We start from the raw sequence: 16,436 nt of genomic DNA on the forward strand, positions 1-16,436 counted from the left end.
CAGAAAAGAGGAGATAAAAATGCAGTATTTAGAGGAGTCTTATGATGTAGTAGTAGTCGGCGCTGGTCACGCTGGCTGTGAGGCTGCCCTGGCATGCGCCAGACTGGGCCTTGAGACAATTATGTTTACTGTCAGTGTAGACAGTATTGCACTGATGCCCTGTAATCCCAATATTGGTGGTAGCTCAAAAGGCCATCTGGTGAGAGAGCTGGATGCCTTAGGCGGAGAGATGGGGAAAAACATTGATAAGACATTTATTCAGTCAAAGATGCTTAACCAGTCTAAGGGTCCGGCTGTCCATTCATTAAGAGCTCAGGCTGACAAACAGGACTATTCAAGATCTATGAGGAGAATCTTGGAGAATACAGATCATCTGACCATACGGCAGGCAGAAGTATCTGAAATCATAACAGAAAATGGGATTCTGACCGGGGTTAAAACTTATTCCGGTGCTGTGTACCACTGTAAGGCCGCTGTATTAGCGACTGGAACCTATTTAAGAGCAAGGTGCATTTACGGTGATGTAAGCAATTATACAGGCCCCAATGGGCTTCAGGCGGCCAATCACTTAACTGATTCCTTAAAGGCCAATGGAATCGAAATGAGGCGCTTTAAGACAGGTACTCCCGCCAGAGTGGATAAAAGAAGCATCGACTTTTCTAAAATGGAGGAGCAGCTGGGCGATGAGAGAGTAGTGCCGTTTTCCTTTTCAACGGATCCGGAATCCATCCAGAAGGAACAGATATCCTGCTGGCTCACTTATACAAATAGCAGCACACACGAGATTATCAGGAATAATCTGGATCGTTCTCCTTTATACTCCGGTGCAATTGAAGGTACAGGACCAAGATATTGCCCATCCATCGAGGATAAAGTGGTGAAATTCCCGGATAAAGACCGCCATCAGGTATTTGTGGAACCAGAAGGACTTTACACCAATGAAATGTATCTGGGAGGAATGTCAAGTTCCCTTCCTGAGGATGTCCAGTATGCCATGTACAGAACCGTTCCTGGGCTGGAACATGTTAAGATCGTAAGAAATGCATACGCGATTGAATATGACTGTATTAATTCCAGACAGCTGTATGCCACTTTGGAATTTAAAGCGGTCAGCGGTTTATTCAGCGGTGGACAGTTTAATGGAAGTTCAGGTTATGAGGAAGCAGCTGTTCAGGGATTTATGGCAGGAGTAAATGCTGCCATGAAAATTCTTAAAAGAGAGCCAGTCGTTTTAGATCGTTCACAGGCGTATATTGGTGTTTTAATTGATGATCTGGTTACCAAGGAGAATCTGGAACCTTACCGTATGATGACATCAAGAGCAGAATACAGACTTCTTCTTCGTCAGGACAATGCAGATCTGCGTTTAATGGGAATTGGACATCAGATTGGTTTGATCAGTGATGAAAGATATAAAGAATTATTAAAAAAAGAAGAAGCAATTGAATTAGAAATCAGACGTCTGGAATCAACCAATATCGGAGCATCCAGTAAAGTACAGGAGTTTTTGGAGAAGCACGGGAGCACGCCGTTAAAAACAGGAACAACTTTGGCTGAATTAGTGCGCAGACCAGAACTTGATTATATTATGTTAACTGATATAGATGCCAATCGGTTGCCACTTCCAAATGATGTAATGGAGCAGGTAGATATCAATATTAAGTATGAAGGATATATACGCAGACAGAAGCAACAGGTCTCACAATATAAAAAACTGGAAAACAGAAAGCTGCAGGCAGAATTTGATTATGCAGAAATAAAAGGATTGAGAAGAGAAGCCATCCAGAAACTAAATTTATATAAGCCTATGTCTATTGGACAGGCATCCAGAATATCAGGTGTTTCTCCAGCAGACATCTCTGTTCTTCTGGTTTACTTAGAGCAGATGAAGTTCCATAAAAATACAGATCAGAAGGAGTGAGGCAGGAAATATGACAGATGCTTTCTATGAGAAGTTCCAAAATGAATTGAGTCTATTATCTATTAATTTAGAAAAGAATCAATTGGAGCAATTTTATAAATATTATGAAATATTGGTTGAATGGAACAAGGTAATGAACCTTACTGCAATTACAGAGATGGAAGAAGTTATATCCAAGCATTTTGTTGATAGTTTATCTCTTATTAAGGTTTTAAATGATTTGAGTACTGAGGTCTATAACATAATTGATGTTGGTACAGGTGCTGGTTTCCCTGGGATTCCTTTAAAAATTGCATTTCCACAACTCAAAATTACATTGATGGATTCTTTGAATAAAAGAATAAATTTTCTCAATGAAGTAATTAATAATTTGGGTTTAAAAGATATTTGTGCAATTCATGGAAGAGCAGAAGATTTAGGCCGTGATATCAAGCATAGAGAACAATATGATATTTGTGTTTCCAGAGCAGTTGCAAATTTAAGCACTTTATCAGAATATTGCATGCCCTTTGTGAAAGTAGGTGGTTGTTTTATCCCATACAAATCTGGCAAGATAGAAGAGGAGTTAGGAGAAGCAAAACATGCGGTTTTTCTCTTAGGTGGAAAAATAGAAGATACAGAACGATTTTTACTGCCAGGTACTGAGGCAGAGAGATCATTGATTAAAATTAATAAAGGTAACGGTATTTCTAAAAAGTATCCGAGAAAAGCAGGGTTACCATCAAAAGAGCCGTTAAAGTAAAATGTTTCACGTGAAACATCCATTAGAGAATATTATCTCCGCAGGAATGTTTCACGTGAAACATTTTTTTATAAAAAGTACATTTGAATTATTTGGTACAGACTGTTAGGATTCTCCAATTGTGGTAGATATTTACTCTTAGGTACAAGTGAACTTTCAATAGCTGGATTATACTTTTGATATTCGGAAATAACTTCATTGATGCGATCCATTTCTTCTCCACCAGTAATGTAGATGCTGTTGTTGATTTTTTTCAGTGCATTGGTTACATTACATTTCGTATAATTACACTTCACACTGGCATACAGTGATTTTGGTGATTCTCCTAAATGAGCCGATTCATAATACGCGTCTATGATTGAGCTCTTTACGGAGTAAGGATTGAAGTAGTAATTTCTGCTAAATTCTTCTGTAATAGATTGCTTGCTCACTGATATATGATATAAAAGAGTACCTAATATGGGCAGATCCAGAATGAACTTATATACTTTGGAATGATTATTGGGTATCTGGCTACATGTCATTAGACTTTCCGGATTTATGAGCATAATCTGGTCAAACAATTCCGGAGCGTTATTACACGCCATAAGAGCCAATGCTGATGAAGCACCGGTAGCGATTACATTGGTTCGGTGACCAATTTCTGATTTTATAAAATCGGAGATCATCTGTACATAGAGATAATTAGTATAGGTAAGATCGGGTTTCTCTGAACGACCGCATCCCAAAAGATCAATGGTGTATACGGTATACTGTTCTTTCAGTAATGAAATCATGCTGTTCCATTCATAACCATTCGAGTATGCAGTCAGATCATGGATTAGAAGAAGTGGTTTCCCTGTACCAGATTTCGTATAATGGATATTACCGAATCTCCATTTGTAACATAAGGACTTTGCATCTGATAAGATATTTTTTGAAGATGCAGAGAGTTTAACAAATTTATTAATAACTGCGGTTGCGGCAGCTGTACTTGCTGAAAGGATTAGCAGAGTTAGTAATTTACTCTTAGTTTTCATTATATACCTCCTGAGTGCGGATAATCTCTTCTTATTATAATATAATCGATATGGACTTACAACGTCAAACATATTAATTTATTCTTAAACTTGGAAGAATGTTTCACGTGAAACATTTTTTGTAATTTCTGTATTTTTTTTACTTGAAACCATAGGAAAAAAAAATAAAGTATGTTATACTCTAATTTGAACTGCATTTCCGGACGTTGTAACAGGAGAAAATTAAAAATGGGAAGAATCATTGCGATAGCAAACCAGAAGGGCGGAGTTGGTAAAACAACGACCGCAATAAACCTATCAGCTTGTCTTGCAGAGTCAGGACAACGGGTATTAGCTGTGGATTTTGATCCACAGGGAAACGAAACCAGCGGACTTGGTATGGAAAAGTCAACAATTGAGCGTACAGTTTATGATCTGTTGGTTGGAGAATGTGAGATAGAAGAATGTTTGATACCTAACGTTCAGGAAAATCTGGATTTATTGCCATCAAACGTGGATCTGGCAGGAGCTGAAATTGAGCTGCTGGAAATTGAGAATAAGGAGATACTCCTTAAGTCATATCTTGAAAAAGTCAAGAAAAACTATGATTTTATTATTATAGATTGTCCTCCGTCATTGAGTCTATTGACAATAAATGCCTTAACAGCAGCAAATACCGTACTAGTACCCATCCAGTGTGAATATTATGCATTGGAAGGTCTTAGTCAGGTATTAAAGACAGTAAATTTAGTAAAAAAGAAATTGAATCCTTCCCTTGAAATGGAGGGAGTCGTGTTTACCATGTATGACGCAAGAACAAATCTTTCATTGGAAGTTGTTGAAAGTGTAAAAAATAATTTAAATCAAAATATCTATAAAACAATCATACCCAGAAATGTCAGACTGGCAGAGGCTCCCAGCCATGGAATGCCGATCAATTTATATGATTCCAGATCAGCGGGGGCAGAAAGCTACCGGTTACTGGCGGCAGAAGTTATCAGCAGAGGAGAAGAGATCTAGATATGGCAAAGAGAACAGGTTTAGGGAAAGGCCTTGGCGCAATTTTTGGAGATGAAGTAATGGAATCTGCAGCAGAAGAGCAGGAAATGAAGAATCATAAAGAAGCAGAACATACAACTCAAGTACCGGAAAAAGAGAAAGCTGAATCGGAAACTGGAAAAGAGATGTTTTTAAAGATTTCAATGGTTGAGCCTAACCATAATCAGCCGAGAAAGGAATTCCGGGAAGAAGCGTTAGTAGAACTGGCTGAATCCATGAAGGAGTATGGTGTATTACAACCACTTTTGGTTCAAAAAAAAGGCGAATACTATGAAATTATCGCTGGTGAACGTAGATGGCGGGCAGCAAAACTGGCTGGCTTAAAAGAAGTACCGGTTGTAATCCGGGAATATACAAAGCAGCAATCCATGGAAATAGCATTGATTGAAAATGTTCAGAGGGAAGATTTAAATCCCATTGAAGAAGCCAGAGCTTATTCTATCCTGATGCAGGAATTTGGTTTAAAGCAGGAGGAAATTGCAGCACGTGTAGCGAAAAATCGGGTTACCATAACTAATAGTATGCGATTATTAAAGCTGGACGAACGAATTCAGGAGATGCTTATACAGGATCAGATCAGCAGCGGTCACGCAAGAGCTTTACTGGCAGTGGAAGATGGAGATTTGCAATATCAGCTTGCTGGTAAAATTGTGGCTGAAAATATGAGTGTCCGGGAAGTAGAGAAACTTGTAAAATCCTTATCAAAAAAGAAAGAACCCAAGGAAGTAAAAGAAGAGGATGAAAGTATTTCACTGATATTCCGGGAGCTGGAAGATCGAATGAAAACTGCCATGGGTACCAAAGTCAGCATTAATCGAAAAGATAAAAATAAAGGAAGAGTAGAAATTGAGTACTATTCTGAGGCAGAATTGGAAAGAATAGTAGAGTTATTAGAATCCATAAGATAACATCATGGAAGTGAGGACGAAAGAATGGATAACAGTATATTAAATCAGCTGCCGATTGATCCAGCCTTTTTGATCATTGGATTATCCGCGCTTACACTAATATTACTTATTGTCGTAATTATTTGTATGATACAAATGAAAAAACTGTATCGCAGATATGATTTCTTTATGAGAGGCAAAGATGCGGAGACACTTGAGGGCATTATTATGGAACAGATGGAAGATATTGCCCAGTTAAAATCAGAGGATCGAGCGAATAAAGACTCTCTGAGAAATACGAATAAAAACTATAGAAGTGCATTCCAGAAGTTTGGTCTTGTAAAATATAACGCTTTTAAGGGCATGGGAGGTAATTTAAGCTTTGCTATGTCATTATTGGATTATACAAACAGTGGATTTGTACTGAACTCTGTTCATAGCAGAGAAGGGTGTTATGTATACATTAAAGAAGTAGAAAGAGGAGAAACGGAAGTGCTTCTTGGAAGTGAAGAAAAAGAGGCTCTGGAACGGGCATTGGGATATCATTCATAAAAAACACGGTTTTTACCGTGTTTTTTATATATACGTTTTATGAATCATTATAATTGAAAGAGGAGAAATCAATATGGAAGAAGTACTACAGTATTTAAAGGAATGTAAAACGTTTTATCTGGCCACCAGTGATGGGGATCAGGCAAGAGTACGCCCCTTTGGTGCAGTATGCCAGTTTGAAGGGAAGATTTATATTATTACCAACAATAAAAAGCCGGTATTTGATCAAATGATGAAAAACCCTAAAATTGAAATCAGCGGAATGAACCACGGGACCTGGATCCGGCTTCAGTGTGAAGCAGTATTAGATTCCAGAAGAGAAGCGAGAGTAGCAATGATGGAAGAGTATGGATCAGCTTTAAGCAGAATGTATTCGGTTGACGATAACTTAATGGAAGTATTCTATTTACAAAATGCCAAAGCTGTAATCCAGTCCCTTACCAGTGAAAAAAAAGAAATATCGTTTTAATTAACGGATCTCTGTCATCTCCATATGGTGCTCTTCTGTGAGAGCAGCACCGATGGCAGTACCGTATTCAGCCTGTTCCGGTATAATAAAGTGAACATCAAACATGGTCTCCAGGGATTGGAAAATCTCCCTGCACTGAGGAAACTTAGAAAGATTCCCCGTCATAACAAAGTCATTAATATTGCTGTTTAATGAAGAAAGAATGGCGGACTTTCCGATTACCTGGAGTACCATATGAATGATACCGATTGCAATATCTTCATCTGATACAAAACCCCTCACTTTTCCAAAGTTTGATGCTGTTGCAGATAATGGAAGCCCTGGAAGAGGAGTTCTTGAAATATCCTGAATCTGTAAGTCGATATTACTTAACGTTCCTCTGCTGGCCAGATCCATGATATGGGAGATATCCTGGGTTTTTAATAAAAGGCTTGAAAGTCCCAGGATGGTTCCTCCGCCGATTCCAATACCTCCGGTATGAACAATGGAGTCTCCATTCACCTGTACCAGTGAAGTACCGGTCCCCATACTTACCACGATTAAATCCTTTAATCCGGTAAAATACTGACCACCTAATCCATTGCAGGTAAATTCATTCACCTTAAAAGTTGGAATCCCATAAAGAGGCTGCTCTACATATGCACTTCCGACCCCTGTAATCATAATTTTTTCTATTTCATTTAACTGAATGTTGTTATCGTAAATAAATTTACCCAGAGCACCAAATAGAGAAGCAATGGGATTATCTGCTTTCACAAATGTGGGTATTTTCAGTTTATGATCCTGAAATCCAACAATCTTCGTTGTACTTCCTCCAAGATCAATTCCAATGGTTATTTTCATATATGTCCCCTTAAATCAATTTATCTGATTAACCTGCCCGGACCTTTTTGTAGCAGGTAGTAAGGCTAACTATACCATATTTATAGGTAAATGCCAAGTTCTTAAATGTGTTCATAAAAGCAGGGCAGAATCCTATAAGTTCTTAATAATATATGAGATAAAAATAAGAAAAAAACAGGATATAGCGGTTTATTGATTATTCTGTATCATTATTATCCCTTATTAACCCTTGTTTTATAAGATTTATAAGATTAAGATCAATCCTTATATAAGTAAAAAAATATTTATAAAAATTAGATAAAAAATATATCGATTGGTGTATATTTTTGTGAGTTATCACATTGACAAAAAAATAACGATATAATATAATAAGATCATAAAGATCGTTAAAAAAATATCGATCAAGTAACCAATGGGATTGATACTTATAAAATGGAGGAAATTCAAGATGGCAAAAAAAGAAGAACTGGTTAAGGTTCCCCAGATAATTGATAGTGTAGATACCCTGATCGCAAAAATGGAGGCAATGAGAGAAGCTCAGAGAGTATTCGCAACCTTCACTCAGGAGCAGGTTGATAAAATCTTTTATGAGGCAGCCAGTGCTGCAAATAAATTAAGAATCCCTCTTGCAAAGATGGCTGTCGAAGAGACAGGGATGGGCGTTGCAGAGGATAAAGTAATTAAGAACAATTATGCAGCTGAATATATCTATAATTCTTATAAAGATACAAAAACTTGCGGTGTGATTGAAGAGGATAAGGCATTTGGAATAAAGAAAATTGCAGAACCAATCGGACTGGTAGCAGCTGTTATTCCAACTACAAACCCGACTTCAACTGCTATATTCAAAACCTTAATCAGCTTAAAAACAAGAAATGCAATTATCATTTCCCCACACCCAAGAGCAAAGAACTGTACAATTGCAGCTGCTAAGGTAGTTCTTGATGCTGCGGTCAAAGCAGGTGCTCCAGAAGGAATTATTGGATGGATTGATGTACCGTCTCTTGAATTAACCAACGAGGTTATGAGAAGTGCAGATATCATTCTTGCAACAGGCGGACCTGGAATGGTAAAAGCAGCTTATTCCTCCGGCAAGCCGGCTCTGGGCGTTGGTGCAGGTAATACACCGGTCATCATTGATGATACAGCAGATGTTAAGATGGCAGTCAACTCCATCATTCATTCCAAAACATTTGATAATGGTATGATTTGTGCTTCTGAGCAGTCTGTTACTGTTCTTGAAAAGGTTTATGACGCAGTTAAGAAGGAATTTGCAGCAAGAGGCTGCTACTTCTTAAAAGGCGATGAGATTGAGAAAGTACGTAAAACCATTATTATTAATGGTGCATTAAATGCCAAAATTGTTGGACAGAAAGCTCATACCATTGCAAAGCTTGCGGGTGTTGAAGTTCCGGAATCAACGAAGATCTTAATTGGTGAAGTGGAAAGCGTACATCTTGAGGAAGAATTTGCACATGAAAAGCTGTCTCCGGTTCTGGCTATGTATAAGGCTAAAACCTTTGATGAGGCAATTGAAAAGGCAGAACAGCTGGTTGCAGACGGTGGTTATGGCCATACAGCTTCTCTGTATGTGAATGTGAATGAAACTGAAAAGATGGCAAAACATGCAGCTGCAATGAAAACCTGCCGTATACTGGTTAATACACCATCTTCTCATGGCGGTATCGGTGATATCTATAACTTTAAGTTACAGCCATCTCTGACTCTGGGCTGCGGTTCCTGGGGAGGAAACTCTGTTTCTGAAAATGTAGGTGTGAAGCATCTGCTGAATATTAAAACCGTTGCTGAGAGGAGAGAGAACATGCTGTGGTTCAGAAATCCGGAGAAAGTTTATTTCAAAAAAGGCTGTATGCCAGTTGCGCTTAGTGAGTTAAAAGATGTTTATAACAAAAAGAGAGCATTTGTAGTAACAGACTCTTTCCTTTATATGAATGGTTATACCAAAGCAATTACCGATAAACTTAATGAAATGGGAATCGTTTATACTGTATTCTCAGATGTTCAGCCTGACCCGACTCTTGCAAATGCTGAGGCCGGTGCTGCAGCTATGAAGGCATTCCAGCCAGATACAATCATTGCTCTGGGCGGCGGTTCCGCGATGGATGCTGCGAAGATCATGTGGGTTATGTATGAGCACCCGGAAGTGGATTTCCAGGATATGGCAATGCGCTTTATGGATATCCGTAAGAGAGTTTACACATTCCCGAAGATGGGTGAGAAAGCTTATTTTGTAGCAATCCCAACCTCTTCCGGTACTGGTTCTGAAGTAACTTCTTTCGCTGTTATCACAGATCAGAACACTGGAGTAAAATATCCGCTTGCAGATTACCAGTTAATGCCCAATATGTCCATCGTTGATGCAGACAATATGATGAGCCAGCCTAAGGGTCTGACCAGTGCTTCTGGTATTGATGTTATGACTCATGCTCTGGAGGCATATGCTTCTGTTATGGCTTCTGATTACACGGACGGACTTGCACTGAAAGCAATGAAGAATGTATTTGAGTATCTGCCAACTGCTTATAATGACGGAACCAATGTTGAAGCAAGATGCAAGATGGCTGATGCTTCCTGTATGGCTGGTATGGCATTTAACAATGCATTCTTAGGAGTTTGCCACTCTATGGCTCATAAATTAGGAGCTTACCACCATATTCCTCACGGTGTGGCAAATGCACTGTTAATCACTCTGGTTATGGAGTTTAATGCTTCTGAAGTTCCGACCAAGATGGGAACATTCCCGCAGTATCAGTATCCCCATACACTGGCCAGATATGCAGAATGCGCACGCTTCTGTGGAGTGGAAGGCAAGGATGATGCGGAAGTATTTAAAAAATTCCTTGTTAAGGTTGAGGAATTAAAGAAGGCAGTAGGCATTAAAGCAACTATTAAAGATTACGGCGTAGATGAGAAGTATTTCTTAGATACACTTGACGAGATGGTTGAAAATGCATTTGATGATCAGTGTACCGGTGCAAACCCAAGATATCCGCTGTTCAGTGAAATTAAGGAAATGTATTTAAAGGCTTACTACGGTAAATAAATATAAATCAAGGACAATTAATAAAAGAGAATGGATTTGGAATTTATCAAATCTGTTCTCTTTTTTTATGCCACAAAATATTAAGTAGATTTTCTTAGAACCAGAGTGGTGCTGATTTCAACTTTTACAGGGTATGAGGATTTCGTATGGATAAGTTCTGCCATACGCTTTGCCGCCATCATTCCCATATACTGTTTGGGAACATGGATGGTTGTAAGGGGCGGGTCCAGGAACGTACATAAAGGCATATTATCAAAACCAATTACGGCCACATCCTGTGGAACCCGGTAACCATATTCCTTCAGTGCTTTAATAGCTCCGGCTGCAATGAGATCATTGTCTGCAAAATAACAGTCTGCCGGAGTTTCTCCCTGCTTTAAAATAGCCGCCATGTCAGCATAGGAACCATCCATGGATGGAGATAGTTTATGAACTTTTGAATTGGAAACTGACATGCCGTTCTTTCTGACTGCCTGGTAGAAGCCGTCAGATCTTTGCTCGAAATTCTTAATGGGATAAGAGGATTTAAGATATCCAGGCTGTGTTTTCCTTTTTCTAATCAGATAATTTGCTGCAAAAAATGCGCCCTGCACATTATCTATTATGACACAGTCGGTGCTTCGGTTTTCAAAGCAGGTATCGACTACCACAACTGGTACGGGAAGATTTAAAAACGGTTTAAAGTCTTCTTCTGCCATCTCTGTTCCAAGAAGCAGAATTCCCCTGCAGCCTAACCGTACCATTTCGGAAACCTTAGCTGGAATATCATCTTCTTCATAAAGATAAGAGATGTTCAGATAATAACAGGCCTCTTTGCAGCCGGCATCGATTCCTTCTGATAACTGGGAAAAGAAGGGGGTATCTGAAACAACAGCTCCATTTTTCCGATATATGATAAATTGGATCATGCCGTGAGGGCTGGTGCTCAGAGAGGTTTCTTTTATTTTTGAAAAATCAAAATCATGTTCTTTTGCAGCCTCTATGACCTTCTTTCTTGTCTGAGTGCTGACTCCTGGTTTATGGTTAAGAGCCATGGAGACAGCAGCCTCTGACAGATTAAGCAGTTTAGCAAGTTCCTTTGCTGTTATGGACATCGAAATGAGCTCCTTTCTTACTGACAGACTTCTTAATTAACAAAGTAACAGATTAAGTGAATTAAGTCAATAAAATACTATATTTCACTTAACTATTAATTGTAATTAAGTTGTCTCCAGTAAATAATATGGGTAGCAGTTAAATAAAAGGAGACATGTGTATGACAAATGTAGTATTGGGATTCGCACCGACGAGAAGGAGTATTTTCTCTGCGCCGGATGCAGTTAAGTATGCTGATTTGACCAGAAAAAAGCTGGAGGAGATGGGAGTTACTTTCGTAGATATTACAGATATCTCAGAGGATGGTCTGCTGCACAGTGAAAATGACAGAATAAGAATTGCAGAAAAATTCAAGGCAGAAAAAATTGACGGTCTGTTTATTCCCCACGGTAACTTTGGAACAGAGTATGAGGTAGCCAGACTTAGCAGGGAATGTGATGTACCAGTACTGCTTTGGGGACCGAGAGATGAACGGCCGGATGAAAACGGAATCCGTCTCAGGGACAGTCAGTGCGGGCTTTTTGCAACAGGAAAGGTTTTGAGAAGATTTAAAGTTCCATTTACTTATTTATGCAATTGCCGTCTGGAGGATGAGGCATTTTACAGAGGGGTCACTAATTTCCTGGCTGTATGTAATGTGGTAAAGGCATTTAAAAATACCCGGATCCTCCAGATTGGACCAAGGCCCTTTGATTTCTGGTCCACTATGTGTAATGAAGGGGAACTTCTTGAGAATTTTAATATTCAGCTGGCACCTATTCCCATGCCGGAACTGACAAGAGAAATGAAGCGGGTAAGAGAAGATGAGGATAAAATTCAGGAGATTATAAGTTACTGTAAGGAAAATTTTGAGGTGAACATAAAGGATGAGGATCTTAAGACTGTGGCAGCGCTAAAAGCGGCTATGAGAGCTCTGGCAGACCGTTATGGATGCAATGCAATTGCCTTGCAGTGCTGGAATGAACTGCAGGAAGAAATTGGAATTATGCCCTGTGCAGCTAACAGTCTGTTAAACGAAGAGGGACTTCCTGTTGTATGTGAGACTGATATTCATGGCGCGATTACAGCAGTCATGTGTGAGGCGGCAGGACTTGGGGAAGCAAGGACATTTTTTGCTGACTGGACGGTCCGGCACCCTGATAATGAAAATGGAGAACTTCTGCAGCACTGCGGTCCATGGCCTCTTTCCTGCGCATCCTGTAAACCATCAATTGGATATCCACTTGCTTTCAGCCATCCGGGAGCTGTGGAAGCACAGGCAAAACTGGGAGAGATGACCCTTTGCCGCTTTGATGGGGATAACGGAGAGTACAGTCTGCTGCTTGGCAATGCAAAAGGAATCGAGGGGCCTTATACCAAGGGAACTTACGTATGGGTGGAGGTAGAAAATTTAAAGAGGCTGGAAGCTAAAATTGTGGAAGGACCTTATATCCATCACTGCGTAGGGATCCATAAAAATGTAGTGCCGGTTCTTTATGAGGCATGTAAGTATATTGGTATTTCACCGGATCTGTATGATAACAATGATGAAGAAGTAAAAGCCTGGATACGGGGAGAATAAGAAAGGAAGTGAACGGACATGGACAGACTCACCAGGAAGGCTTATGAACTTCGAAGAGATATAATTAAGGAAGTATATCAGTCGAAAGCCGGTCATATTGGCGGGGATTTAAGTGTGATTGATATCTTAACCGTACTTTATTTTGAAGTAATGAATGTGAATCCGGAAAGCTGGAAATCTGCAGACAGAGACCGCTTTTTGCTTAGTAAGGGACACTGTACTGATGCACTTTACATAACTCTTGGAGAGAAGGGCTTTTTTGACAAGCAGAAGGCCATAGACACATTCAGCAGTTTTGGTTCTGTTTTTATCGGACATCCCAACACAGAGGTACCTGGAATTGAGATGAATTCCGGATCATTAGGGCACGGACTTTCGTTGGGAGTAGGGATGGCACTGGCAGCCAGAATGGATGGACGGTCATACAGAACCTATGTTGTTCTGGGAGATGGTGAAATGGCTGAGGGATCAAATTATGAAGCTATGATGGCAGCCGGACATTACGGTTTGGACCAGTTGTGTGCAACCGTCGATTTAAATGGCCTTCAAATCAGCGGTACTACTGGGGAGACCATGAAAAGTGATGATCTGGGTGAGAAATTCAAGGCGTTTGGGTGGAATGTTATTGAAGTAGAAGATGGAAATAATTGTAAGCAGCTTCTTGCCGCTTACCAGGAAGCTGAGGCTAAAAAGGGTCAGCCTTCAGTGATTCTTGCCCATACCACAAAAGGAAAAGGGGTGTCATTTATGGAAAACCAGAAGAAATGGCATCATGGTGTCATGACAGAGGAGCAATACAGGAAAGCAGTAGAAGAAATAGAGGGGGTATTGGCATGAATCAGATAACCAACCGTCAGGTGATTTGTGAGACTCTTTTGGCTGCAGCAGAGAAAGACAGGGATATTGTGGTCGTATGTTCAGATTCCAGAGGATCCGCCTCCCTGGCACCGTTTGCAGAACAGTACCCCAACCAGTTTGTTGAAGTGGGAATTGCGGAGCAGAATCTGGTCTCAGTATCTGCGGGCTTAGCTTCCTGCAATAAAAAGGTTTTCGCAGCATCGCCAGCAAGCTTTTTGTCTACCAGAAGCTACGAACAGGTAAAGGTTGATGTGGCTTACTCAAAGACCAATGTAACCTTAATCGGAATCAGCGGAGGTGTCAGCTACGGAGCACTGGGGATGACCCATCATTCCTGTCAGGACATAGCCGCCATGGCAAGTCTGCCTGATATGCGGGTTTATCTGCCTTGTGACCGTTTTCAGACAAGAAAGCTGATTGTGGCACTTCTTGAGGATGAAAAGCCTGCTTACGTAAGAGTCAGCCGTTCTGCCACTGAGGATGTATATGAAGAAAATATGGATTTTAAACTGAATTGCGCCAATGTGATTCGGGAGGGAGCAGATGCCGTCATTATTTCCTGCGGAGAATTGGTTCCTTATGCTGTGAAAGCAGCTAAAGAGCTGGAACGTGAGGGGTATTGTGTTGGAGTCATTGATATGTATTGTTTAAAGCCAATGGATGAGAAAGCTGTAATGAATGCGGCAGAAAAGGCTGATCTGATTGTGACAGCAGAGGAGCATTCTCCTTATGGGGGGCTTGGGAGCATGGTGGCACAGATTGTATCCGCCAGCTGTCCTAAAAAGGTAGTGAACCTGGCGCTTCCTGACGGACATATTATTGCAGGTACAAATCATGAAATATTTCAATATTATGGACTGGACGATCAGGGTTTAAAAAGGGCTGTTATAGCCGGATTGAGTCAGGGGCTGGTAAAATGAGATGTGTGATTGCTATCGATCAGAGTACACAGGGTACGAAGGCAGTACTTTTCGATGATAAGGGAAAATTAATTGGCAGGGCAGATAAAAAGCATAAACAGATTGTCAATGAAAAGGGTTGGATCTCCCACGATTTAAAAGAAATTTATGAAAATACAATTTTAGCCGTAAGGGAAGTACTGGATTGTTCCGACATAGGAAAAGAGAGCGTGGCAGCGGTAGGAATCAGTAATCAGAGAGAATCAACTGCCATATGGAGCCGGAGCGGGGAGCCGCTTGCCGATTCCGTTGTCTGGCAGTGTAACCGGGCGGCAAGGATCGCTGACCGTTTTAAAAACTGCAGTAATGATATTTATGAGAAGACAGGGTTACCGCTTTCTCCCTATTTTCCGGCGGCTAAAATGACATGGCTTTTAGAAAATGTCTCGCCAAAGGAATCTTATTGTCTGGGAACAATGGACAGTTATCTGGTTTACAGGCTTACAAAGGGATGTGGTTTTTTTACAGATTACTCCAATGCATCCAGAACCCAGTTATTTAACCTCCATACCTTAAAATGGGATGAAGAGCTGTGCCAGTTGTTTAGGATACCCGTAAAGGCACTGCCTGAGGTCTGTTCCAGTGATGCCTGCTTTGGTTATACTGATTTTGAGGGGTATCTTGATGTGCCGGTACCTGTATACGGAGTAATGGGAGATTCCCATGCCGCCTTGTTTGGGCAGGGATGCCATATGCCGGGGCAGGCAAAGGCAACCTATGGAACGGGATCCTCCATTATGATGAATGTCGGGAACTCATTTGTAAAAAGCAGTACAGGTCTTGCCACATCTCTTGCCTGGGGAATGGGAGACCGTGTAGAATATGTTTTAGAGGGGAATATTAATTATGCAGGAGCAGTTATTTCCTGGCTGAAAAATGAGATGGGTCTTATCTGCTCAGAGGAAGAAGCGGAAGAACTGGTTTATCATGCAAATCAAAAGGATACAGCTGTATTAATTCCGGCATTTTCCGGACTTTCAGCACCTTACTGGATGGATAATGCCAGAGCCATGATTTTAGGTATGAGCCGGACAACAGGAAAAGCAGAGCTGGTAAAGGCAGCGGTTGAAAGCATTGCCTTCCAGGTAGCTGACATACTGACTGCCATGGAAAAGGACAGTAATAAAATGCTTAGTGAGTTGTGTGCAGATGGGGGACCTGCTAAAAACCGCTATTTAATGCAGTTTCAGTCTGATATATCAGATATCCGTATGCGGGTATCAAAACAGGAAGAACTTTCTGCCATTGGAGCAGCATATATGGCAGGAATCGCGGCAGGGGTATATGACAGGAGCAAAATATTTACCAATATAGATTATGAAATATATAACAGTCACATGGACAAGGGTAGCAGAAATGAGAGAAAAAACCGCTGGAAGGAGGGAATTAATCTGGTCTGCTTAAATGCCGGTGGCGAAAGACCATAAA

General features: G+C 40.4%; 14 protein-coding genes. 11 read left to right on the top strand and 3 right to left on the bottom strand.

Translation table 11 applies throughout. From position 1 onward, the window contains the following. Positions 1–19 precede the first annotated feature (19 nt). Complete coding sequence (mnmG, locus tag BXY41_RS24610) at positions 20–1,921, top strand: tRNA uridine-5-carboxymethylaminomethyl(34) synthesis enzyme MnmG (protein WP_104439529.1); 1,902 nt, start codon at positions 20–22, stop codon at positions 1,919–1,921. 10 nt (positions 1,922–1,931) lie between these two features. Beyond that, complete coding sequence (rsmG, locus tag BXY41_RS24615; RefSeq protein WP_104439530.1) at positions 1,932–2,663, top strand: 16S rRNA (guanine(527)-N(7))-methyltransferase RsmG; 732 nt, start codon at positions 1,932–1,934, stop codon at positions 2,661–2,663. Between the two features lie 68 nt (positions 2,664–2,731). Here the strand turns inward: rsmG and BXY41_RS24620 are convergent, their stop codons facing one another. Beyond that, complete coding sequence (locus BXY41_RS24620; RefSeq protein ID WP_104439531.1) at positions 2,732–3,682, bottom strand: alpha/beta fold hydrolase; 951 nt, start codon at positions 3,680–3,682, stop codon at positions 2,732–2,734. A gap of 228 nt (positions 3,683–3,910) precedes the next feature. Between BXY41_RS24620 and BXY41_RS24625 the strand changes: the two genes are divergently transcribed. From BXY41_RS24625 to BXY41_RS24640, 4 genes are all read left to right on the top strand, one after another. Continuing rightward, entirely contained in the window at positions 3,911–4,681 is a 771-nt protein-coding gene (locus BXY41_RS24625) for a ParA family protein (RefSeq protein ID WP_104439532.1), read from the top strand. Between the two features lie 2 nt (positions 4,682–4,683). After that, the gene (locus tag BXY41_RS24630; RefSeq protein WP_104439533.1) at positions 4,684–5,628 is read left to right on the top strand and encodes a ParB/RepB/Spo0J family partition protein; all 945 of its coding nucleotides are present in this window, start codon (positions 4,684–4,686) and stop codon (positions 5,626–5,628) included. 24 nt (positions 5,629–5,652) lie between these two features. Next, positions 5,653–6,159, top strand: a complete 507-nt coding sequence (locus BXY41_RS24635; RefSeq protein ID WP_104439534.1) for a DUF4446 family protein — start codon at positions 5,653–5,655, stop codon at positions 6,157–6,159. 73 nt (positions 6,160–6,232) lie between these two features. Continuing rightward, entirely contained in the window at positions 6,233–6,628 is a 396-nt protein-coding gene (locus tag BXY41_RS24640) for a pyridoxamine 5'-phosphate oxidase family protein (protein ID WP_104439535.1), read from the top strand. Here the strand turns inward: BXY41_RS24640 and coaW are convergent, their stop codons facing one another. Then, on the bottom strand, positions 6,629–7,471 hold the full coding sequence (coaW, locus tag BXY41_RS24645; RefSeq protein WP_104439536.1) for a type II pantothenate kinase: 843 nt from the start codon (positions 7,469–7,471) through the stop codon (positions 6,629–6,631). It lies immediately after the preceding gene. Positions 7,472–7,919: 448 nt separating this feature from the next. Here coaW and adhE point away from each other — a divergent pair, with 448 nt between their 5' ends. Next, complete coding sequence (gene adhE, locus BXY41_RS24650; protein ID WP_104439537.1) at positions 7,920–10,535, top strand: bifunctional acetaldehyde-CoA/alcohol dehydrogenase; 2,616 nt, start codon at positions 7,920–7,922, stop codon at positions 10,533–10,535. A gap of 80 nt (positions 10,536–10,615) precedes the next feature. Here the strand turns inward: adhE and BXY41_RS24655 are convergent, their stop codons facing one another. After that, positions 10,616–11,629, bottom strand: coding sequence for a LacI family DNA-binding transcriptional regulator (locus BXY41_RS24655; RefSeq protein ID WP_104439538.1), 1,014 nt, complete (start codon positions 11,627–11,629; stop codon positions 10,616–10,618). Between the two features lie 161 nt (positions 11,630–11,790). Between BXY41_RS24655 and BXY41_RS24660 the strand changes: the two genes are divergently transcribed. The 4 genes from BXY41_RS24660 to BXY41_RS24675 are packed head-to-tail and all read left to right on the top strand — an operon-like array spanning position 11,791 to position 16,435. After that, positions 11,791–13,191, top strand: a complete 1,401-nt coding sequence (locus BXY41_RS24660; RefSeq protein WP_104439539.1) for an L-fucose/L-arabinose isomerase family protein — start codon at positions 11,791–11,793, stop codon at positions 13,189–13,191. Between the two features lie 18 nt (positions 13,192–13,209). Beyond that, complete coding sequence (locus tag BXY41_RS24665) at positions 13,210–14,028, top strand: transketolase (protein WP_104439540.1); 819 nt, start codon at positions 13,210–13,212, stop codon at positions 14,026–14,028. Further along, positions 14,025–14,969, top strand: a complete 945-nt coding sequence (locus BXY41_RS24670) for a transketolase family protein (RefSeq protein ID WP_104439541.1) — start codon at positions 14,025–14,027, stop codon at positions 14,967–14,969. The genes BXY41_RS24665 and BXY41_RS24670 overlap by 4 nt, the downstream gene beginning before the upstream one ends. Further along, a complete protein-coding gene (locus tag BXY41_RS24675) occupies positions 14,966–16,435 on the top strand; it encodes an FGGY-family carbohydrate kinase (protein WP_104439542.1) in 1,470 nt (489 codons plus the stop codon). Before BXY41_RS24670 ends, BXY41_RS24675 begins: the two co-directional genes overlap by 4 nt. The last annotated feature ends 1 nt before the right edge of the window (position 16,436 follow it).

It is taken from the genome of Lacrimispora xylanisolvens (genome assembly GCF_002934545.1).
Lineage (GTDB): Bacteria > Bacillota > Clostridia > Lachnospirales > Lachnospiraceae > Lacrimispora > Lacrimispora xylanisolvens.